The organism is Streptomyces telluris, from assembly GCF_024519335.1.
In the GTDB taxonomy this organism is placed as follows: Bacteria; Actinomycetota; Actinomycetes; order Streptomycetales; family Streptomycetaceae; genus Streptomyces; species Streptomyces telluris.
This window is the reverse complement of record NZ_JANIID010000023.1, coordinates 1-20,800: the sequence shown is the minus strand read 5'-3', so window position 1 is coordinate 20,800 and position 20,800 is coordinate 1. Positions and strand designations below refer to the sequence as shown.

The window sequence follows — 20,800 nt, the reverse complement described above, 5'->3', positions numbered from 1 at the left end:
TTCGCCCGGGCGCGCGGCGCGCCGGGCAGGTCTGTGGTGGCCGCTGCTACTCGGCGGCCGCGGTGGGCGCGGGAACCTGCAGGTCCCCGTCGCAGCCGCCGGCGGTCGCGGCGGACCGGTGCTCGCGCAGCTCCGCGACGGCGGCCTCGAAGTCCTCGAGCGAGTCGAACGCCTGGTACACGGACGCGAAACGCAGGTACGCGACCAGGTCGAGGTCCCGGAGGGGGCCGAGTATGGCGAGACCCACGTCATGGGTGGAGAGCTCGGCGCTGCCCGTGGCGCGCACCGCCTCCTCCACCCGCTGACCGAGCTGGGCCAGGGCGTCCTCGGTGACCGGGCGGCCCTGGCAGGCCTTGCGCACTCCGGAGATGACCTTCGTACGGCTGAAGGGCTCGGTGACCCCGCTCCGCTTGATCACCATCAGTGACGCGGTCTCCACGGTCGTGAAACGACGGGAGCAGTCGGGGCACTGGCGCCGCCGCCGGATCGAGCAGCCGTCATCGGTGGTCCGGCTGTCGACGACGCGGCTGTCGGGGTGCCTGCAGAAGGGGCAGTGCATGGCTCTCCACCCTCCTCACCCTCGTAGGACTGTGCACGATCTTCAGCCTCGGCCGACCCCCGAACGGGGGCCTTGCGAAGCAGCCCCCAGCATAGGCGATGACGGCGGCCGCAAATGACCGGCGACGCCCCTCGACCACAACCTGTGGGCGGCTTCCGCCAATCAAACCACTAGATCTGGTGCCGTGTGGTGAGCCGCGCCGGACGTGTTTCACAGTCGCGAGGACCGGTCCCGACCCTACGCGAGCCGCCCCTGCAGCAGGGGCACGGGGGCTTTGATGACACACTGGGACCACCGCGGAGCCGCCGTACGGAAGGGGTCCGGGGTGGACCGGGCGGGCCTGTACGAGGCCCGCACGAGGCCCGTGCGGACGGGCGGACCGCTCGGTGCGCTTCGCACCGAAGGGTACCGTAATGGTCGAATTGATCTTCAGCCGTACACCCTCAGCCTTGATCACGTCAGGCAAACTTCGATATTTCACTCGAACGTGTGTTTGGCGCAACCTTTCGAAAGCAACTACCGTTGTCCAGCTAGGGAGAACATTTCGAGAGGGGCCGACGTGACCACCACCGCAGACAGCGCCACAATCACCGCCCAGGACCGCTCCCAGAACCGACTCGACCAGGCACACCCGATGAATGACGCAGCCATGAGCACCGAGGGGCAGAAGCCCGCTCGGGCCCTCCCGGGGCGACCTCCAGGCATCCGGGCCGACAGCTCGGGTCTCACCGACCGCCAACGGCGGGTCATCGAAGTGATCAGGGATTCCGTCCAGCGCCGGGGCTACCCACCCTCCATGCGGGAGATCGGCCAGGCGGTGGGGCTGTCGAGCACCTCGTCCGTGGCCCACCAGCTCATGGCCCTGGAGCGCAAGGGCTTCCTGCGCCGGGATCCGCACCGCCCCCGGGCCTACGAGGTGCGCGGCTCCGACCAGCCCAGCTCGCAGCCCACGGACACCACCGGCAAGCCCGCCGCCTCCTACGTGCCGCTCGTCGGCCGGATCGCCGCGGGTGGCCCCATCCTCGCCGAGGAGTCCGTCGAGGACGTCTTCCCGCTCCCCCGCCAACTGGTCGGCGACGGCGAGCTGTTCGTCCTGAAGGTCGTCGGCGACTCCATGATCGAGGCGGCCATCTGCGACGGCGACTGGGTGACGGTCCGCCGCCAGCCCGTCGCGGAGAACGGCGACATCGTGGCCGCCATGCTCGACGGGGAGGCCACGGTCAAGCGCTTCAAGCGCGAGGACGGCCATGTGTGGCTGCTGCCGCACAACGCCGCCTACCAGCCGATCCCCGGCGACGAGGCCACCATCCTCGGCAAGGTCGTGGCGGTGCTGCGCCGCGTGTGAGGCACAGGGCCGCAAGGCCGGGCCCCGGAACCACCTGCGCCGGTTCCGGGGCTCTTTTCTTTGCCGGCGGCAGGCCCTCCCTAGCGGCCGTCCGCCTTCGCCGCCTCGTCGATCGCCGCCAGGGAGCGGCGCACCTGATTACGGTCCGTGGTGTACCAGAAATCCGGCAGGGACGACTTCAGGAAGCCGCCGTAGCGGGCCGTGGCCAGCCGGGGGTCGAGGACGGCGACGACGCCGCGGTCCCCCGAGGCCCGGACGAGCCGACCGGCGCCCTGGGCCATCAGCAGCGCCGCATGCGTCGCCGCCACGGCCATGAAGCCATTGCCGCCCGCTTCCTCCACCGCCTTCTGCCGGGCGCTCATCAGGGGGTCGTCCGGCCGCGGGAAGGGCACCCGGTCCATCACCACCAGCTGGCAGCTCGGCCCCGGCACATCGACCCCCTGCCACAGGGACAGCGTGCCGAACAGGCACGTACGGGCGTCGGCGGCGAAGTTACGGATCAGCTCGCCGAGCGTCTCCTCGCCCTGCAGCAGGATCGGCACGTCGAGCCGGCCGCGCAGCTCCTCGGCCGCGGCCTGGGCGGCGCGCATCGAGGAGAACAGCCCGAGCGTCCGCCCTCCGGCGGCCTCGATCAGCTCGGCCAGCTCGTCGAGCATGTCCTTGCGGCCGCCCTCGCGGCCGGGCTGGGACAGGTGCCGGGCGACGTAGAGGATGCCCTGCTTGGGATAGTCGAACGGCGAGCCGACGTCGACGCCCTTCCACTCGGGGCTCTCCGCGCCGCCGGTGCCCTCGGGGGCCAGCCCCAGGGACGCGGCCACGCCGTTGAAGTCGCCCCCGAGCTTGAGCGTGGCCGAGGTGAGCACCACGGACCGCTCGTTGAAGAGCTTCTCGCGCAGCAGCCCGGAGACGGAGAGCGGGGCGACGCGCAGGGACGCCCCGAAGCGGTCGTGACGCTCGTACCAGACGACGTCGTACTCGGAGCCCTCCACGATGCGCTCGGCCACCGCGTGGATGTTCTCCACGGAGGCCAGGGCCTGCTTGCGGACCGCGTCCTCGTCCTGGACGGACTTGTCGCGGGTGTTGCCGAGGGCCGAGATGACCGTCCGGGCGGCGTCGCGCAGCGCCATCAGGGCGTACTCGAGATCGTCGGGGATCTCTTCCAGGCGGCCCGGGAGGGCCAGCTCCATCAGGCGCTCGAAGCTCTCGGCCCCGGTCTGCAGGGCGTCGGCGGCCTTCTCGTCGACGAGCTTGGCCGCGCGGCGCACCGCGCGGTTGACCTGGCCGGGAGTGAGCTCGCCGGTGGCGACGCCGGTGACCCGGGAGACCAGCTCATGGGCCTCGTCGACGATCAGGACCTCGTGGCCGGGGAGCACCGGGGCTCCCTCGATGGCGTCGATGGCCAGCAGGGCGTGGTTGGTGACCACCACGTCGGCGAGCTTGGCCCGCTCCCGGGCGGCCTCGGCGAAGCACTCGGCGCCGTACGCGCACTTCGATGCGCCCAGGCACTCCCGGGACGTGACCGACACCTGGGACCACGCCCGGTCGGAGACGCCCGGGGTGAGATCGTCGCGGTCGCCCGTCTCGGTCTCGTCGGCCCAGTCGCGCATGCGCAGCAGGTCCTTGCCGAGCTTGCTGGAGGGCGCCGCCGCCTCGAAGGGGTCGAAGAGCCCCTCCTCCTCGTCCTGCGGGACCCCCTCGTGCAGCCGGTGCAGGCACAGGTAATTGGACCGGCCCTTGAGCATGGCGAACTGCGGGCGGCGGCGCAGCAGCGGCTGCAGGGCGTCCACCGTCCGCGGGAGGTCGCGCTCCACGAGCTGGCGCTGGAGCGCCAGCGTCGCGGTGGCCACCACCACGCGCTCGCCGTGGGCCAGGGCCGGCACCAGATAGCCGAGGGACTTACCGGTGCCGGTGCCCGCCTGCACGAGCAGGTGGGAGTCGCCGTCGACGGCTTCGGCGACGGCTTCGGCCATGGTGACCTGACCGGGCCGCTCCGTGCCGCCGACGGCGGTGACGGCGGCGTGCAGCAGGTCGGTGAGGGAGGGCGAGGAGGAGGCAGTCATAGCTCTTCCACCCTAAGGGGCGGCACTGACATCGACGGCGCCGTCACGGAATGTGCAGCGGATTGGGCACGGTGCCGTGGACCGCCGCGTGCGGGCGTTCCGGGCGGTCGCGGTAGCCGTCGAGGTGCAGCCGGTTGCGGTTGAGGCAGAGCCGCTCGATCCGCGGGGTGAGCAGGTCGAAGGTCTCGTAGCGGTCCTTCATCCGTGGGAAGCGCTCGTGGTGCCCCACGATCTCCGCGCGCACGAGCGACCAGAAGGCGGCCTCCGGCACCCCGAGCTGCTCCTCGCACAGCGGCGCGAGATAGCGGAAGACCCCGACGAAGAGGCCGGAGTGGATGAACTGGGTGAGGAATCCCGGTGGTTCGGTGAGCAGCACGGCCCTCACGTCCTCGGGCATGGAGTCGTGCTCGGGGAGGGGAAGGGCACTGATGTTGATGTCGTCGACGAAGTCCTTCACGGCGAGGCGCGTGGGCACGTCGTTCTCGTCGAAGACGACGATGGCGTTCTCGCCGTGCGGGGAGAAGACGGTGCCGTAGCGGTAGAGGAAGCGCAGGAGAGGCGGGAGCAGCGCGGCGAAGAGGTGGCGGAGCCAGTCGGCCGGGGCCAGGCCCGAGCGGCTGACGAGCTCGGCGGTGAAGGAGCGGCCGGCGGGGTCGGTGTGCAGCAGGGCCGCGAGGGTGCGGGCGCGCTCCCCGGGAGCGAGGGCGGGGCCGAGGGGCTCGCGCCAGATGCAGCCCAGCAGCTCCTTGTACTGGTAGGGGACGCCGGGCACGCGGTCGTAGAGGGGGTGCTCGACGGTTACGGAGGCGGTCTCCCCGAGGAGGATCACCCGGGTCTCGTCCCGCAGGAAGTCGTCGGAGTCGCGCAGGGACTGGACCCAGGCGGTGACCGCGGGGGCGGCGAGGGTGCGCTCGGTCGGCAGGCCGCGCCAGACGAGGGTGTTGAGGATCGAGAGCGGGAGCTTCACGGTCCGGGCGTGCGGCCGGCTGGTGTTGAGGAAGGTGCGGACGGACTGCTGGGGCAGCCGGAGGTCGTTGTCAGTGGGCAGGGGGATGATGGATCCGTCGGCGAGACAGGGCGCGAAGAGGGGGGCCACGGTCTCGTCCCACTGCCAGGGGTGGACGGGGAGCCAGAGGTAGTCGGCGGGGTCGCGTCCGTGGTCGGCGACGGTGCGGGCGAAGGCGGCGCGGGTGCCGGGGGCGAGCTCCTCGGCGTAGAGCAGGTCGGGGGTGGCCAGTGCGGGGACGGCCCGGTAGTGCGCGAGGTCGCGGTGGGCGGCGATCCAGGGCAGGCGGCGCGGGGTGCGGGCCTCGGGGGCCCAGCGGTCGGCGTCGGAGGCCGAGAAGCCGAGCCGGCCCTTGTTGGCGATCAGCCAGGGGTGGCCGGTCTGGTGGCCTTCCAGCGCGGCGTAGTCGAGGTCGGCCAGGTCCGCGGCGCTGAGGGCGCTCGTCCGGAGGCGGATGTCGGCGGAGAGGGTGGCGAGGAGTTCCCTGGCCAGGTGGCCGGTGGTGTCGCCGGAGAGGCCCAGGACGGTGTCGTGGGCGTGGGCGAGGAAGCGGAGGGGGTCCTGGGAGGGGGTCACGGAGTCCGGGTCGACCCGCCAGTGGCCGTACGCGCTCCGGCGTGCGCGGAAGCGGTAGGTCACCTCCTCCGTTAAGGACAGCCGGTAGGCGGTGGCGGGTGCCTCGGCGCCGTCGTCGGGCTCGGGGGTCAGCACCCCCTCGTAGCTGAGTTCGCCGAGCATCTTGGCGAGCAGATGGGCACCGGCAAGGGACCAGTCGGAGCCGGTGAGGCGTGCGGACCGGGGCGAAGGAGGCAAGGGGGCTCCTTGAGTAGGCCGATGGGAGAGAAGGCCGATCGGTGGGTCGGCCGGAGGCCGGTGGCCGGGGCCGGTGGGGCGGTCCTAGAGGAGGGTGCGCAGGGCGCGGTCGCGGGCCACCAGGGCCGCGCGCTTGTCCGGAAGGTCGATCTCCGCGGTCAGCCGGAAGCCTGCGCTCAGGAACGCGGAGACGCACGGGGTGTTGCGCAGGTCGGGTTCGGCGACGACGCGCCCGCAGGACGGCCGGTGGTCCAGGACGAGGTCGGCGACGGTCCGCAGCAGGCGGGTGCCGACGCCGCGGCCCCGGTCGGCGACCTTGCCGATCAGCAGGTGGATCCCGGTGTCGTGCGGGCGGGCCGGGTAGTGGCGTGCGATGGGGTCGAGGTCGGCGCGGTAGACCTCCCAGTAGCTCATCGGCACGCCGTCGAGCACCCCGAGGCAGGGGATGCTGCGGCCGTCACCGCCGGTCTGGGCGCGCAGGTGGGCCTCGGTCACGCTCTCGGGCCCGCCCAGCTTCCAGAAGGCCGCGACGGCCGGGTCGTTCATCCAGCGGGTGATGAGCCGGAGATCGCGCTCGACCCGCACCGGCACGAGCTGGAAGGTGCCCGCGCCGGTGTCGGCGGGCCCCCAGTCGGCGAGGGAGTCGAGGAGGTCGGATCCCGGGCCGATGGCCCCGGCGGGCCCGCGGCCCGCGGTGAGCGCGGCGGGCTCCGGGGGGCCGTGGTCGATAAGTTCGACGAAGTCTTCGGACAGCTTCAGTTCGAGCGTGGTCTCGTTGTCGGTCGGCGGGCCGGCACCGGCGCCCGCGGGGGCGCTGTCATCGACGCTCGGCCCCGCGATTGCGGCGATCGGAGAGCCGGCGCGGAGGGGGTCGGTGCCCGGGCCGGGGGCCGGGCCTTCGCTGGGGTCGGTGGGCGACACGGAGACGCTCTCCTCTCGGAGGATCCCCTCGGTGTCCGGGATCCCGTGGGCCCGCGGGGGCCCGTGTCCTCAAGGGCCCCGTTCGCCCGGGGCCGGGGCTCGCGCCGGTCATCGGGCCGACGTGACCAGGGGGTTGGCGATGGTGACGTAGACGGACTGGGTGTCGACCGGGCCGACGAGCTCGTCGAGCCCCTGCAGCCTGGTCAGCATGTTGGCCTTGCAGCGCAGGGTGGGCGCTTCGAGAAGGCGGGTGGGCAGGGTGGAGCGGCCGGCGGCCGGGCCGGCCGCGGCGTCCTTGAGGAAGCGGCGCAGCGCGGCCAGCAGGATCTGTTCGTCGGCGAGGCGCTGCGCGCCGAACGCCCCGATCAGGCCGAGGACGTTGTTGATGCCGAGGTAGTAGGTGAACCTCTCGTCGGTGACCTCGTCGGACACGAAGGTGCCGCTCTCCGCGCCGATTCCGGGCAGCCGCCGGTCGAGGGCGTCCCGGTGGGAGGCGCGGAAGTAGTAGCCCTGGTTGTCGCGGTAGCGGCCGCCTGCGGGCCAGCCCTCCCGGTCCAGGAGGACGAGCGTGTTCTGCTGGTGGGCCTCCAGGGCGATGCCCGCCTCGCCGTCCAGCCAGAGCACCGGGCGCACGACCGCTTCCAGATAGCGCAGGAACCACTCCGCGGAGACGGCCCCCGCGGGGCGGCCGGTGCGGTGCGCGAGGCGGGCCACGATGTGCGCGAGGCGCGAGCGCATGACCGGCTGCCCGCCGGGCACGCCGGGGTGCCCTTGGCGCTCCTGGCCCTGCTGGTTCTGCTGCCACTCCTGGTTCTGCCACTCCTGGTTCTGCTGGTGCCCTTGGTTGTGCTGGTGCCCCTGGTGCGCCGGGGCGGGCCAGGGTCTCGGCGACACGAGCCCGGCGAGGCAGACGGCGTCGTCACCGGGGCCGAAGGGGTTGTGCCGGATGACGGCGTCGATGCCGGTCAGTGGCGTGCCCTCCGGGGTGTCCACGGCGAGCCAGGCGGGGTCGCGGACGACGTCGAAGCCGAGCCCGCCCGGGCAGGCCGCGCGCCACTGCTCGGCCAGGCCGCTGCGCAGCAGGCGGTGCACTTCGACGCCGCGGTGCAGCTCCTTGCGGAGGTTCTCGCGGCGGGAGTTGGTGATGCGCAGGCCCAGGGAGAGCTTCAACATCGCGGGGGCGCCGGGCCGGTGGACGGTCCGGACGGACGAGGTGGCGTACCAGGGCGCGCCGAGGGGGCCGAGGTCGTGCAGCAGGCCGGCGTCCAGGAGCCGGCTGACGTCCGGGCGGCTGCGTACGTCGTGGGCCTGCCAGGGGTGCAGCGGCAGCGCCGCGGTGTCCTCGGGCAGGCGCAGCTCCGGGCCGGCGAGGCGGGAGGCGAGGGTGACGGCGTCGACGGGCCGGCCCCGCTCGGTCCACGCCGAGTCCATGGCGAGCAGGGAGCGGTGGACGGCCATCCAGTGCAGCGGGAAGGCCCCGCGCAGCTCCGGGGAGTAGACGTGCGCCTCGGTGTCGGAGAGGCCTTCGCGGCTCTTGGGCGTGGGGTGGAGGGGGTGGCCGAGGAGCAGGGACTGCTCGGCGTAGAGGAAGAGCTCGCCCGCCTCCGGGTCGGCGGGGCGGGCCCGCCGGTCGGCGAGGAAGACCGCCGTGCGCCGCGTGGAGTCCGCCACTCTGCCGACGAGCTCCGCCGTCCCGTCCACCCGTCCGCATCCGGCGCGGGCGGCAGGGTGAGCGGTTTCGCGGCCGAGGAGCGCCGCCAGGGTGACGGCGTCGACGGCGGGGGCGTCTTCGGGCGCGTCCGCCAGGACCGGCGGGCCGAAGCGGTGCCAGCCGACGGCGGACCAATAGGTGACGGGGACGCGCAAGGCCGTCCCGCTCGCGGGAAGGAGCAGGCGCAGTTCGGATCCGCCGGGCCGCGGGACGCCGGTCTCGCGGACCCAGCAGCGCAGGAGGTTCTCCACGGCGGCGGCGTCGGCTGCGAGGCCGGGGTCGGGGTGCTCCAGCGGGTCGGGGGCGCACGGGCCCGTACCCGCGCTCCCGTCGCGCGGGCCGCCGCCCTGGCGGGGGACGGCGGATACCACGGTCTGCCGCTCGGGTGCCGGCTCGTGGTCGTGTCCTGCTCTGGAAGCACCGGTCCCGGTGGATGCGTTCATGCGGTGTACGGCGTGCACGTCGCGGCGTCAGGCCGGGGATGCGGCGCCTGCCTCCTTCGGTGTGCTCGGTGCGGGGATGCGGCCGCCTGGCCGGCAGACCGCGGCGACGGCGTCGGCGAGCCGCTCGAGGACCGCCTCGGTCTGCTCGTCGGTGATGGTCAGGGGCGGCAGGAGGCGGACGACGCAGGAGTGACGGCCGCCCAGCTCGACGATCAGGCCCCGGCGCAGGCACTCGCGCTGGACGGCCGCGGCCCGCTCGGGCGAGGCCGGCAGCGGCCCGGCGGCGGAGCCGTCACCGGGGGACCGGAGCTCAGCGCTCTCCCCCGCGCGGGCGGCCGGACGGCGGCCGGCCTCCGGGCGCTCCCGCTCCGGGAGCTCCCCCTCCGGGGCGACGAATTCGATGCCGATCATGAGGCCGGCCCCGCGGACCTCGCCGATGCAGTCGTACTCCCCCGCCAGCCGCCGCAGCCGGTCCAGCATGCGCGCGCCCAGCGAGGCGGCGCGCTCGGCCAGGCCGTTCTCCCTGACGTGGCGCAGCGTGGCCGCGCCCGCGGCCATCGCGAGCTGGTTGCCCCGGAACGTGCCGGCGTGGTCGCCGGGCTGCCAGGTGTCGAGATCGCCGCGGTAGACGATGACGGCGAGCGGGAGGCTCCCGCCGATGGCCTTGGACAGGACCATCACGTCGGGCACGATCCCGCTGTGCTCGACCGCCCAGAAGGCACCGGTGCGGCCCACGCCCGTCTGTACCTCGTCGGCGATGAGGGGGATGGAGCGCTCGGCGGTGAGCGCGCGCATCCGGCGCAGCCAGCCGTCGGGCGCGGGCAGGACGCCGCCTTCGCCCTGCACGGGTTCGACGATCATCGCGGCGGGGCGGCGCACCCCGCTCTTGGGGTCGTCCAGGAGGCTCTCGGTCCAGCGGGCGGCGAGGCGCGCCCCGTTCTCCCCGCCGACGCCGAACGGGCAGCGGTAGTCCTGCGGGTAGGGCAGCCGGGTCACCCGCACGCTCGGGGCCGCGCCCGAGGCGGCGAGCGCCCCTTCCGTCATGCCGTGGTAGGCCCCCGTGAAGGCGAGCAGGCCCTCGCGGCCGGTGGCGGTGCGGACGAGCTTGAAGGCGGCTTCCACGGCGTCGGTGCCGGCCGGGCCGCAGAACTGGACGCGGCCCGACTCCGCCAGCTCCCGGGGCAGCGTGGCGAACAGCTCGTCCGTGAAGGCGTCCTTGACGGGGGTGGCCAGGTCGAGCACGTGCAGGGGCGCGCCGGAGTCAAGGACCGAGCGGATGGCCTCCAGCACGACCGGGTGATTGTGCCCCAGGGCGAGCGAGCCGGCCCCCGAGAGGCAGTCGAGATACCGGCGGCCGTCCGCGCCTTCGATCGTCAGCCCCCGGGCGCGCACCGGCACGATGGGCAGCGACCGGGCATACGTACGGGCTGCCGATTCGCGGGACGACTGCCGCCGGAGGATGCCTTCGTGCGCCGCGGCCGACGGCTCCGTGGGCGGTAGCTGGGTCAAGGCCACGGCTCTGGCTCCTCCTGCTGAACGCTGGTCGGCACTCCCCCGTACGTACTAACGACGCCGCACGCGGCGGATCACGGCCCGCCGTCAAGATCCTTCACGGCGGAACCGAGGACCCGCCCGTTCCCGTCTCCTCACGCACCGGCATAGTGGGGCCCGGCCTCGCCCGCTGGGGCGGTGCATGACAACTCCACAGCGTGGCCGCGACATTGCGGACACGTCCGAACAGAACGATCAGGGGGAACCCACTCCATGCCATCCATCCGCAGGCCCGCGCTGGCCGCGGCCGCTCTGACGGCCGCGCTGGCGCTGACCGCCACCGCGTGCGGCCCGACCGAGGACGAGGCCGCGGGGAGCGACAAGCCCAGCGCCACCGCCTCGCAGAAGGGCGACGAGGGCCTCGAGCTGCCCAAGAACCTTCCCAGTTCCCTGAAGGACCTGGAGAAGTGGAAGAACGGCGCCTGGAAGAACTGGGACAAGGAGCAGTGGCTCCGCGAGGCCCGCGACTTCATCAACCCGATCATCAAGGGCCACTGGAAGCCCGACACGATGAAGGACGCCCGCCCCGGCGACAAGACGCTCGCCACCCAGGGCGCGCCGGGCACGGCGCCGGGCGCCTCCGGTGACCAGGGCGTGACCGACCCCGAGCCGCGTCCGGTCCAGGCCAAGTCCGTCAACGTGCCGTACCACAACAACGCGGCCCCGGTCGGCAAGGTCTTCTTCGACAGCCCGCAGGGCCACATGGTCTGCTCGGCCACGGTCGTCAAGGACCCGGCGCACCCCGGCAAGTCCAACATGGTGTGGACCGCGGGCCACTGCGTGCACGCCGGAACGAAGGGCGGCTGGTACCGCAACATCGCCTTCGTGCCGTCGTACAACGACAAGGGCCTGCCGGGCGCCCAGGTCAACAGCGCACCGGTGCAGGACGTCGCTCCGTACGGCGTGTGGTGGGCGGACTGGGCACAGACGTCCGCGCAGTGGATCAAGCAGGGTGCCGAGACCGGCGGCGCGGGTGCCCCGTACGACTTCGCCGTGCTGCACGTGAAGCCCGAGGGCGGCTCCGGCAAGTCCCTGGAGGAGACCGTCGGCAACGCCCTCACGGTCGACTTCAGCACCCCCCAGGTGAAGTCCATCCAGTCCATGGGCGCTTGGGGCTACCCGGCGGCGGCCCCCTTCGACGGCCAGAAGATGTACGACTGCATCGACAGGCCGGGCCGGCTGACGCTCGACCCGAACGAGCCGACGATGTACCGCATCGGCTGCACGATGACCGGCGGTTCGTCCGGCGGCGGCTGGTTCGCCAAGGGGCCCGACGGCAAGGTCAGGCTGGTCTCGAACACCTCGATCGGCCCGGCCAACAGCACCTGGCTGGCCGGCCCGCGCCTGGGCCCGGAGGCCCAGGGCGTCTACAACGCCATCAGCGGGAAGTTCGCCAACCGGTGACGTCGCGGTCGCCGCGGGCGCAGTAGCCCCGGGACAGCACAGCTCACAGACATGCGGAAGGCCCGCTCCCCCGGTTCGGGGGAGCGGGCCTTCCGCATGTGACGCTGATGCCGTGGCGCGTGCGCCGCGGGAACGTCAGCCGCGGGCCGCGGGCTCGTACCGCTGGAGCTCGGCGGCGAGCTCCTCGTGCACCCGTGCCTTGAGCAGCGTGCCCTCCGGGGTGTGCTCCTCGGAGATGACCTCGCCGTCGGCGTGCGCCCGCGCGATCAGCGAACCGTGCGTGTACGGCACGAGCGCCTCGATCTCCACAGCCGGGCGCGGCAGCTCGGCGTCGATCAGGGCGAGGAGCTCCTCGATGCCCTCGCCGCTGCGCGCCGACACCGCGATCGAGTGCTTCTCGATCCGCAGCAGCCGCTGCAGGACCAGCGGGTCGGCCGCATCCGCCTTGTTGATCACGACGATCTCGGGCACGTTGACCGCGCCGACGTCGCGGATGACCTCGCGCACGGCGGCCAGCTGCTCCTCCGGCACCGGGTGCGAGCCGTCGACCACGTGCAGGATCAGGTCGGAGTCGCCGACCTCCTCCATGGTGGAGCGGAACGCCTCGACGAGGTGGTGCGGCAGGTGCCGGACGAAGCCGACGGTGTCGGCGAGGGTGTAGACCCGCCCGCTGGGCGTCTCCGCCCGGCGCACGGTCGGGTCCAGGGTGGCGAACAGGGCGTTCTCCACCAGGACGCCGGCTCCGGTGAGCCGGTTGAGCAGGGAGGACTTTCCGGCGTTGGTGTAGCCGGCGATGGCGACCGAGGGGACCTTGTTCCGCCGGCGCTCCTGGCGCTTGACGTCGCGGCCGGTCTTCATCTCCGCGATCTCCCGGCGCATCTTCGCCATCTTCTCGCGGATCCGGCGCCGGTCCGTCTCGATCTTGGTCTCACCGGGGCCACGGGTGGCCATGCCGCCGCCGGACGAGCCGGAGCCGCCACCACCCATCTGCCGGGACAGCGACTGGCCCCAGCCGCGCAGGCGCGGCAGCATGTACTGCATCTGTGCGAGGGAGACCTGCGCCTTGCCCTCGCGGGACTTGGCGTGCTGGGCGAAGATGTCGAGGATCAGGGCGGTGCGGTCGACCACCTTGACCTTGACGACGTCCTCCAGCTGGATGAGCTGGCCGGGGCTGAGCTCACCGTCGCAGACGACGGTGTCGGCGCCGGACTCCAGGACGATGTCCCGCAGCTCCTGGGCCTTGCCGGAGCCGATGTACGTGGCCGGGTCCGGCTTGTCGCGGCGCTGGATCACGCCGTCGAGCACCAGGGCACCCGCGGTCTCGGCGAGCGCGGCGAGCTCCGCGAGGGAGTTCTCCGCGTCCCTGACCGTGCCGGACGTCCAGACGCCCACCAGCACCACGCGCTCCAGGCGCAGCTGCCGGTACTCGACCTCGGTGACGTCCTCCAGCTCGGTGGAGAGACCGGCCACGCGCCGCAGGGCCGCCCGCTCGGAGCGGTCGTACTGCTCGCCGTCGCGCTCCCCGTCGATCTCGTGGCTCCAGGCGACGTCCTCTTCCATCAGGGCGTCGGCCCGAAGGCTCTCCGGAAGGCTCTGCCGGTCCTGGGGAAGGGAAGAAGAGGAGGTCATTTGATCCTTTGCATCGTTGGGAGGTGGCGGCCGCGATTGCAGTGGCCGCACCGTCGACAACGCGCGGGCGGCCCCGGAGATTCCCGGGGCCGGCGGCCTCGCCGACCCGTCGATGGTCCCACGTGCCCGGCGGAGCGTCACGCGGGTTTCCGGGGCGCCTTGCGGGGCGCCTTCCGGGCCGCTTTCCAGTCGTCGTGGCCCGGCATGGGCGGGGTCTTCGGGCTGTAGAGCCAGTCCTGCAGGAACCCCTTCAGGTCCTGGCCGGAGACCTGGGAGGCGACGGCCGTGAAGTCCTCCGTGGTGGCGCTGGCGTCGCGGTAGGCACTGATCCACTCGCGCTCCAGCCGGTCGAACGCCGCCGCGCCGATCTTCTGGCGCAGCGCGTAGAGCACCAGCGCGCCGCCGTCGTAGACGACGGGCCTGAAGATGCTGGCCCGCTTGCCGGGGTCGGGCGGCTTGGGCAGGGCGGGCGGACCGCCGTCGGCGCGCCAGGCGTCGGAGTGCTCGTACGCGGCACGCATCCGGACATCGAGGGTCCGGCCGCCCTTGTGCTCGGCGTACAGCGACTCGTACCAGGTGGCGTGCCCCTCGTTGAGCCAGAGATCGGACCAGCTGTGGGGGCTGACGCTGTCGCCGAACCACTGGTGTGCGAGCTCGTGGACCATGATGGACTCGAGGTACCAGGAGGGGATGTCGTCCCGGGTGAACAGGCTGCGCTCGAAGAGCGAGAGGGTCTGCGTCTCCAGCTCGAAGCCGGTCGACGCGTCGGCGATCAGCATGCCGTAGTTCTCGAACGGGTACGGCCCGACCTTGCCCTCCAGCCACGCGATCTGCTCGGGCGTCTTCGACGTCCACTTCTCCACGCGCTGCCGGTCGGCGGCGGGGACCACGTCCCGCACGGGCAGGCCGTGCGGCCCCTTGCGGTGCACCACGGCGGAGCGGCCGACGGAGACCTGGGCCAGCTCCGTGGCCATGGGGTGTTCGCTGCGGTACGCCCACGTGGCGTTCGCCCCGCGGACCGTACGGCCGGCCGGCAGCCCGTTGGCGACGACGGTCAGGGCCTTGGGCGCGGTGACGCGGAAGGTGAAGCGGGCCTTGTCGGAGGGGTGGTCGTTGCAGGGGAAGACGCGGTGCGCGGCATCGGCCTGATTGGCCATGACCAGCCCGTCCTTCGTACGGATCCAGCCGCCGTCCTTGCTGTTGCGCGGGTCGCTGGTGTGCCGGACGACGACGGTGAACAGGCCCTCCGCCGGCAGGGCGGCGGACGGCGTGACGACCAGGTCCTCCTTGGCGGGGGCGAACTTGGCGGGCACGCCGTTGACCGTCACGGAGCGGACCGTGCCGTTGCTGAAGTCGAGGTTGAGCCGGTCCAGGCGTGTGGTGGTCCGTGCGGCGATGGTGGTGACGGCGTCGAGCGGCCGGTCGTTGCCGTGGTAGTCGAAGACGATGTCGTAAGCGGCAACGTCGTAGCCGGGGTTGCCGAGATCCGGGAAGAGGCGGTCACCGACGCCCTGGGGGCTCGGGGCGGGCGGGGCCGCGGCGCCGACGAGGAGGGCCGAGACGGCGGCGGCGAGGACGGCGCGGCGGCGGCGCACGGACCTCCGGCGGACCGAGGCGGGTTTCCCGGGTGAGTGCGGCATGCGTCCATCGCTACCAGCGAGAAGCCCTCGCGCGGTGGCGGCACGGCGCCGCCCCACCCGTACGAGCGTGCCGGAAAGCTGTACGACGGGTGCTCGTCCGGGGGACCGCGCCCCCCTGCTCGCTGCGAGGCGGGCACACCGCTCAGCGGCTCTCCCCCGCCCTCCCCTGCTAGAGCGGCGCGGTGGCGACCGGCCGTCCGGCCCGCTCGACGTCGTAGACCCCCGGCACCCGCCGCATGGCGCGCATCAGCTCCGGCAACTGGGCGGCGTCCGGCAGTTGCAGGGTGTAGGTGTGGCGCACGCGCTGCTCGTGGGGCGGCTCGACGGCCGCCGAGATGACCGCCGCCCCCTCGGCCGCGATGGCCTCCGTCAGATCGGCCAGGAGGTGCGGCCTGCTGAACGACTCGGCGCGCAGGGTGACCCGGTAATCGCGGGCGCCGCCGCCCTCCGGACTGCTCCACCGCACCCCTACGGGCTCCCGCCCGGAGGCGACCATGCGGTGCACCGCGGGGCACTGCGCCCGGTGCACCGTCACCGCGCCCCCGCGCACGGCGAAACCGGTCACCTCGTCGGGCGGGACGGGGGTACAGCAGCCCGCCAGCCGTACGCTCGCGGCCGCCAGGTCCGCCCCGTCGGCCGTGACGGCGACGGGCCACCGCGCGGCAGGAGCGGTGGCCCGGGGCGGCGGGCAGGGGCGGCCCGGGGAGAGCGGGACGGGCGGGGCGGGCTCCCCCGCGGGATGGCTGGCCAGCCACCGCTCGATGGCGATCCGCGCGGCGGGCGTACGGGCGTGCTCCAGCCAGTCCGGGGAGGGCCCGGAGGCGCTGTCGCGGGACATCAGCAGCTGGAGGGTGTCGCCGTCGCGCAGGACCGTGCTGAGCGTGGCGAGGCGGCCGTTGACGCGGGCGCCGATGCAGCTGTGGCCGCCGTCTCCGTGCTGCGCGTAGGCCGCGTCGACGCAGCTCGCCCCGGCGGGCAGGCCGATCGTGCCGCCGTCGGCGCGGAAGACGGTGATCTCGCGGTCCAGGGCGAGCTCGTCGCGGAGGGAGGTCCAGAAGGTGTCGGGGTCGGGCGTGGCCCGCTGCCACTCCAGCAGGCGGGAGAGCCACCCCGGCCGGGTGGGGTCGACGCGCTCCCCGTCCGTGGCGTCGGGCGTCTCGGGCGTGGCGTACGGATTCCCCAGGGCGACGACGCCGGCCTCGGCGACCTTGTGCATCTGGTGGGTGCGGATGAGGACCTGGGCGGGCTCCCCTCCGGGGCCCGCGACGGCCGTGTGCAGCGACTGGTAGAGGTTGAACTTCGGGGTGGCGATGAAGTCCTTGAACTCCGAGATGAACGGCGTGAAGCAGGTGTGCAGCTCGCCGAGGACCGCGTAGCAGTCGGCGTCCTCCGCGACGAGGACGAGCAGTCTGCCGAGGTCCGAGCCGGTCACCTCGCCGCGCTTGAGTCGCACCCGGTGCACGGAGACGAAGTGGCGCTGCTTGACGAGGACGTCGGCGGCGATGCCCGCCTCGCGCAGGACGGCCTGCACCCGCTCCGCGGTCGTCCCCAGGGTCGCGAGGCCGGCGGCGTGCCCGGTGACGAGCTCGCGGGTGCGGGCGTACTCGTCGGGGTGGAGGATCGCGAAGACGAGGTCCTCCAGCTCGGTCTTGAGCGCCTGGACGCCCAGCCTCTCGGCGAGCGGAATCAGTACGTCCCGCGTGACCTTGGCGATGCGGACCTGCTTCTCGGGCCGCATCACGCCCAGCGTGCGCATGTTGTGCAGCCGGTCGGCGAGCTTGATGGACATCACCCGGACGTCGTTGCCGGTGGCCACGAGCATCTTGCGGAAGGTCTCCGGCTCGGCCGCGGCGCCGTAGTCGACCTTCTCCAGCTTGGTGACGCCGTCGACCAGGAAGCGGACCTCCTCGCCGAACTGCCCGCGGACCTGTTCCAGGGTCACCTCGGTGTCCTCGACCGTGTCGTGGAGGAGGGAGGCGGTCAAGGTGGTCGTCTCGGCGCCCAGTTCGGCCAGGATCAGGGTCACGGCGAGCGGATGGGTGATGTACGGCTCGCCGCTCTTGCGGGTCTGGCCGCGGTGGGAGGACTCCGCCAGGAGATAGGCCCGCCGCAGGATGTCGAGGTCCGCGCCCGGATGGTGGCCGCGGTGCACCTTGGCGACGTGGTCGATGGCGTCCGGCAGCCTGCCGCGCGCGCCCGAGCCGCCGAGCGCCGCGCGGCCCAGCCGTCTCAGGTCGAGGCGGGCGCGGCCGCGCCTGCGGCCGGGAGCACCTTCGTGCGTGGCGTCTGTGCTCATGGGGGCACCTCCGGCAGCGTCGACCGGCGGTCGGCTGCGCGCCTCCGTACCGGTGCTTGATGCTACCGAGCCCATCACGCGCTGCTCACCCGCTCTCGCCCAGAGTGAAACGGATCACCCATTCGAGCGAGCCACGCCGCCTGGAGCCGGGCGCACGGACCGGAAAAGAGGTAGTGCGCCCGGGGAGCCTGCCGGGGAGCGCCTCAGGCGAGCGCGGCGGCCAGCCAGGAGGGCTCGAAGGTGCCGCCCGCGACGATCACGGCGGGGCCGGTCATCTCGACCGTGCCGTCCGGCGCCTCGCTGATCACCAGGCGCCCGCCGGGGACGTCCACGGTGTACGTGGCGGGCAGGCCGGTCACGGCCGGGTCCAGGCCGTCCCGGCGGGCGGTCGCGACCATCACCGCGCACGCGCCCGTGCCGCAGGAGCGGGTCTCGCCGGAGCCGCGCTCGTGGACGCGCATGGCCACGTGCTGCGGTCCGCGGTCGACGACGAACTCGACGTTGGCGCCGTCGGGGTACGCGCCCGCGGGGGCGACGCCGGGGGCGGTGAACAGGTTCCCCGCGTCGTCGAGGTCGTCGACGAAGGTGACGGCGTGCGGGTTGCCCATGTTCACGTTGCGCGCGGGGCGGCTGCGGCCGTCGACGGTGACGGTCACCTCGCCCTCCGGGAGCACGGCCCGCCCCATGCCGACGGTGACGTCGCCGGCCGCGCCCTCGGGGCCGTCCTTGGCGATGTGGGCGTGCCGCAGGCCCGCACGGGTCGCGACGGTGAGGTCGCCCGCCTCGACGAGACCGGCGTGGTGGAGGTAGCGGGCGAAGACCCGGACGCCGTTGCCGCACATCTCGGCGATGCTGCCGTCGCTGTTGCGGTAGTCCATAAACCACTCGGCCTCGCCGGCCATCGCACGCGCCTCGGGGTGGGCCGCGGACCGTACGACGCGGAGCACTCCGTCGGCGCCGATGCCCGCTCGGCGGTCGCACAGCCGGGCGACGGCGGCGGGGGACAGCTCGATGCGGCCGTCGTGGTCCGGGATGATCACGAAGTCGTTCTCGGTGCCGTGACCCTTGAGGAAGGCGATCTGTGCGGTGCTCACGGTTCGATGGTACGGGGGCCGCGCGCGCTCCCCCCGGCGAGGCCCCGGGCCCGCCCGCGGCCCCGGGCCGGGCTCAGCGCAGCCGCGCCACGCGCCAGACGGCAAGGACGACGACCAGGGCGACGAGGGCGGCGTAGGAGGCGACGTAGCGCCAGTCCGGGCGGCGCCCGGAGCCGGGGGCCGGCATGCCGGGCCAGGTGTAGCCGACCCGGCGGGCGGCCATCACCCCCCAGCCCGCGGCGCAGCAGCTGATGAGCAGGCCGAGCATGGCGACGACCGGCCCGCCGTCGCCGAACTCGAAGGCGAGGGGGAAGGCGAACATGAGCGAGCCGACGGCGGCGAGCACGACGATCGGGGCCAGCTGCCAGATGCGCAGCCTGCGCTGCGGGCGCAGCTCGCGGAAGGACGCGGGCGCGGCGGTGCCGGCCTCGGCGGTTCCCTCGGTGTCCTCGGGGCCGTCCGGAGTCAGCACCTCCGGTTCTTCCCCGGCCACCGCCGGGAGCTGGCCCCTCCGCGGCGGCTGTTGCGGTCTGTCACGAGGGCCGGCCTCCATCGCCACGCGCCCTCCCAACCCGGACTTCACGGCTCGATCGAAGCTCGATGATGGCACGCCCGCGCAGACCGGAATGGCGCGCGTAGCGTCCCGATGCCATCACGTGATCAGGCTGTGACCGCCCGTTCGAGCAACGCCAGCGCGAGTCCGGGGAGTTCCGCCCTGCGGTCGGCAGCCCCGCTGAGCCAATGCACGCGGGTGTCCTTGCGGAACCACGAGTCCTGGCGCCGGGCGAACCGCTTGGTGGCCCGCACGGTCTCGGCGCGCGCCTCGTCCTCGGTGCACTCCCCCGCCAGGAAGGCGAGCACCTGCTGGTAGCCGAGGGCGCGCGAGGCGGTACGGCCCTCGCGCAGCCCCTGCCGCTCCAGGGCGCGCACCTCGTCCACGAGCCCCGCCTCCCACATGCGGTCCACGCGCACGGTGATCCGCTCGTCCAGCTCGGGGCGCTCGACGTCGACGCCGATCTGCAGGGCGTCGTAGACGGGCTCCTCGCCCGGCAGGTTGGCGGTGAAGGGGCGGCCGGTGAGCTCGATGACCTCCAGGGCGCGCACGATGCGGCGGCCGTTCCCGGGCAGGATGGCGCGGGCGGCGGCCGGGTCGGCCGCGGCGAGGCGGGCGTGCAGGGCGCCGGGGCCCTGCTCGGCGAGCTCCTCCTCCAGGCGGGCGCGGACGGCCGGGTCGGTGCCGGGGAAGTCCAGGGCGTCGATGGTGCCCTTGATGTAGAGCCCGGAGCCGCCGACGAGCACGGGGGTGCGGCCCTCGGCGAGGAGCCGGTCGATCTCCGCGCGGGCCAGCCGCTGGTACTCGGCGACGCTCGCGGCCTCGGTCACGTCCCAGATGTCGAGGAGGCGGTGCGGCACGCCCTGCCGCTCCTCCAGGGTCAGCTTGGCCGTGCCGATGTCCATGCCCCGGTACAGCTGCATGGAGTCGGCGTTGACGACCTCGCCGCCCAGGTGCCGGGCGAGGGCGACGCCGAGATCGGACTTGCCGGCCGCCGTGGGGCCCACGACGGCGATGACCCGCGGGGCGGGAACTGCGTTTTTCACCGGGTTTTTCACCGGATCAGTCTCGCAAACCCCACCCGCGCCCCACGAACGAGCGACGTGACGCGGCGCTGCCGGGTTCGTTGCCTGTTGCGAGGTTCCGAGAGCCGGTTCACGGGCCGGTGCCCGGCTGCGGTGCAACGGCACACCCCGGGCGGCGCGGGACTTCGCACACACCAGTAAGGTAATGGAGTAGATATGGGCGTGTTTTCAAGGTTTCGCCGCAAGGCGTCCGAGGCGTCAACCGAAGAGGCGGCAGCGACCACTCTGACGGCGGAATCGGCGGACGCCGCCGAGACGGGGGCCGAGGCGGCCGAGGCGGAGGAGTCCGGCGAGGCCGAGGCCGAGGCTCAGGCTGCCGAGGGGGTCGAGATCCCCAAGCAGCAGTCGGCGGAGAAGGCCGTCGACAGCGAGGCCGGTGAGGGCGCCCGTAAGTAGCTCTTGAACCAGGAAGACGAGGGAAGGCGCCATGGGCCTGTTGGACACGATCAAGGCCAAGCTCGCCCCTGCGAAGGACAAGATCGGCGATCTCGCGCAGCAGCACGGGGACAAGATCGAACAGGGGCTGGAGAAGGCCGCCAAGGTGGTCGACGAGAAGACCAAGGGCAAGTACAGCAGCCAGATCCACACAGGTGCCGACAAGGCCAAGCACGCCATCGACCGGCTCGCCGAGAAGGAAGGCGGCAAGGGCGGCGGCACCACGGCCCCCTGAGCGGCTGCCGGGAGGCCCCG

Annotated in this window: 16 protein-coding genes; 4 read left to right on the top strand and 12 right to left on the bottom strand. The window is 73.2% G+C overall.

Going from position 1 to position 20,800, the window contains the following annotated elements; all coding sequences use genetic code 11:
• Positions 1 to 46: 46 nt before the first annotated feature.
• A complete protein-coding gene (nrdR, locus tag NQU55_RS23120; RefSeq protein ID WP_168092941.1) occupies positions 47 to 559 on the bottom strand; it encodes a transcriptional regulator NrdR in 513 nt (170 codons plus the stop codon).
• 559 nt (positions 560 to 1,118) lie between these two features.
• Between nrdR and lexA the strand changes: the two genes are divergently transcribed.
• On the top strand, positions 1,119 to 1,904 hold the full coding sequence (gene lexA / locus NQU55_RS23115) for a transcriptional repressor LexA (RefSeq protein WP_058047270.1): 786 nt from the start codon (positions 1,119 to 1,121) through the stop codon (positions 1,902 to 1,904).
• An 80-nt stretch (positions 1,905 to 1,984) separates the two neighbouring features.
• On the opposite strand, the gene NQU55_RS23110 is transcribed toward lexA, so the two are convergent.
• From NQU55_RS23110 to NQU55_RS23090, 5 genes are all read right to left on the bottom strand, one after another.
• Positions 1,985 to 3,964, bottom strand: a complete 1,980-nt coding sequence (locus NQU55_RS23110; RefSeq protein ID WP_168092942.1) for an ATP-dependent DNA helicase — start codon at positions 3,962 to 3,964, stop codon at positions 1,985 to 1,987.
• Positions 3,965 to 4,007: 43 nt separating this feature from the next.
• On the bottom strand, positions 4,008 to 5,783 hold the full coding sequence (locus NQU55_RS23105; RefSeq protein ID WP_372504786.1) for an IucA/IucC family protein: 1,776 nt from the start codon (positions 5,781 to 5,783) through the stop codon (positions 4,008 to 4,010).
• 84 nt (positions 5,784 to 5,867) lie between these two features.
• Entirely contained in the window at positions 5,868 to 6,704 is an 837-nt protein-coding gene (locus NQU55_RS23100) for a GNAT family N-acetyltransferase (protein ID WP_168092943.1), read from the bottom strand.
• A 108-nt stretch (positions 6,705 to 6,812) separates the two neighbouring features.
• Positions 6,813 to 8,858: an IucA/IucC family protein gene (locus NQU55_RS23095; protein ID WP_168092944.1), complete on the bottom strand. Its 2,046-nt coding sequence runs from the start codon at positions 8,856 to 8,858 to the stop codon at positions 6,813 to 6,815.
• 27 nt (positions 8,859 to 8,885) lie between these two features.
• Positions 8,886 to 10,373: a diaminobutyrate--2-oxoglutarate transaminase family protein gene (locus tag NQU55_RS23090; RefSeq protein WP_168092945.1), complete on the bottom strand. Its 1,488-nt coding sequence runs from the start codon at positions 10,371 to 10,373 to the stop codon at positions 8,886 to 8,888.
• 249 nt (positions 10,374 to 10,622) lie between these two features.
• Here NQU55_RS23090 and NQU55_RS23085 point away from each other — a divergent pair, with 249 nt between their 5' ends.
• On the top strand, positions 10,623 to 11,813 hold the full coding sequence (locus tag NQU55_RS23085) for a trypsin-like serine peptidase (protein WP_168092946.1): 1,191 nt from the start codon (positions 10,623 to 10,625) through the stop codon (positions 11,811 to 11,813).
• Between the two features lie 135 nt (positions 11,814 to 11,948).
• Here NQU55_RS23085 and hflX read toward each other — a convergent pair whose 3' ends face one another.
• From hflX to miaA, 6 genes are all read right to left on the bottom strand, one after another.
• Positions 11,949 to 13,442: a GTPase HflX gene (hflX, locus tag NQU55_RS23080; protein ID WP_256791054.1), complete on the bottom strand. Its 1,494-nt coding sequence runs from the start codon at positions 13,440 to 13,442 to the stop codon at positions 11,949 to 11,951.
• Positions 13,443 to 13,579: 137 nt separating this feature from the next.
• Entirely contained in the window at positions 13,580 to 15,082 is a 1,503-nt protein-coding gene (locus NQU55_RS23075; protein WP_168095140.1) for a M1 family metallopeptidase, read from the bottom strand.
• 169 nt (positions 15,083 to 15,251) lie between these two features.
• Positions 15,252 to 17,378, bottom strand: a complete 2,127-nt coding sequence (locus NQU55_RS23070; protein WP_168095141.1) for a RelA/SpoT family protein — start codon at positions 17,376 to 17,378, stop codon at positions 15,252 to 15,254.
• Positions 17,379 to 17,581: 203 nt separating this feature from the next.
• The gene (dapF, locus tag NQU55_RS23065) at positions 17,582 to 18,472 is read right to left on the bottom strand and encodes a diaminopimelate epimerase (RefSeq protein ID WP_168095142.1); all 891 of its coding nucleotides are present in this window, start codon (positions 18,470 to 18,472) and stop codon (positions 17,582 to 17,584) included.
• A 73-nt stretch (positions 18,473 to 18,545) separates the two neighbouring features.
• A complete protein-coding gene (locus NQU55_RS23060) occupies positions 18,546 to 19,025 on the bottom strand; it encodes a hypothetical protein (protein ID WP_168095556.1) in 480 nt (159 codons plus the stop codon).
• 107 nt (positions 19,026 to 19,132) lie between these two features.
• Positions 19,133 to 20,071 (bottom strand): tRNA (adenosine(37)-N6)-dimethylallyltransferase MiaA, encoded by a 939-nt coding sequence (gene miaA / locus NQU55_RS23055; RefSeq protein WP_058047261.1) that lies wholly within the window; start codon positions 20,069 to 20,071, stop codon positions 19,133 to 19,135.
• Between the two features lie 195 nt (positions 20,072 to 20,266).
• On the opposite strand from miaA, the gene NQU55_RS23050 reads away from it, so the two are divergent.
• Both NQU55_RS23050 and NQU55_RS23045 read left to right on the top strand, forming a co-directional pair.
• Complete coding sequence (locus tag NQU55_RS23050; protein ID WP_058047260.1) at positions 20,267 to 20,506, top strand: hypothetical protein; 240 nt, start codon at positions 20,267 to 20,269, stop codon at positions 20,504 to 20,506.
• A 31-nt stretch (positions 20,507 to 20,537) separates the two neighbouring features.
• The gene (locus tag NQU55_RS23045) at positions 20,538 to 20,780 is read left to right on the top strand and encodes an antitoxin (RefSeq protein WP_168095555.1); all 243 of its coding nucleotides are present in this window, start codon (positions 20,538 to 20,540) and stop codon (positions 20,778 to 20,780) included.
• Positions 20,781 to 20,800: the final 20 nt, after the last annotated feature.

Coding starts and splice junctions, on each gene's coding strand:
- nrdR (WP_168092941.1), bottom strand. CDS start 559: ATGCACTGCCCCTTCTGCAGGCACCCCGACAGCCGCGTCGTCGACAGC.
- NQU55_RS23110 (WP_168092942.1), bottom strand. CDS start 3,964: ATGACTGCCTCCTCCTCGCCCTCCCTCACCGACCTGCTGCACGCCGCC.
- NQU55_RS23095 (WP_168092944.1), bottom strand. CDS start 8,858: ATGAACGCATCCACCGGGACCGGTGCTTCCAGAGCAGGACACGACCAC.
- NQU55_RS23085 (WP_168092946.1), top strand. CDS start 10,623: ATGCCATCCATCCGCAGGCCCGCGCTGGCCGCGGCCGCTCTGACGGCC.
- hflX (WP_256791054.1), bottom strand. CDS start 13,442: ATGACCTCCTCTTCTTCCCTTCCCCAGGACCGGCAGAGCCTTCCGGAG.
- NQU55_RS23075 (WP_168095140.1), bottom strand. CDS start 15,082: ATGCCGCACTCACCCGGGAAACCCGCCTCGGTCCGCCGGAGGTCCGTG.
- NQU55_RS23070 (WP_168095141.1), bottom strand. CDS start 17,378: ATGAGCACAGACGCCACGCACGAAGGTGCTCCCGGCCGCAGGCGCGGC.
- NQU55_RS23060 (WP_168095556.1), bottom strand. CDS start 19,025: ATGGAGGCCGGCCCTCGTGACAGACCGCAACAGCCGCCGCGGAGGGGC.
- NQU55_RS23050 (WP_058047260.1), top strand. CDS start 20,267: ATGGGCGTGTTTTCAAGGTTTCGCCGCAAGGCGTCCGAGGCGTCAACC.
- NQU55_RS23045 (WP_168095555.1), top strand. CDS start 20,538: ATGGGCCTGTTGGACACGATCAAGGCCAAGCTCGCCCCTGCGAAGGAC.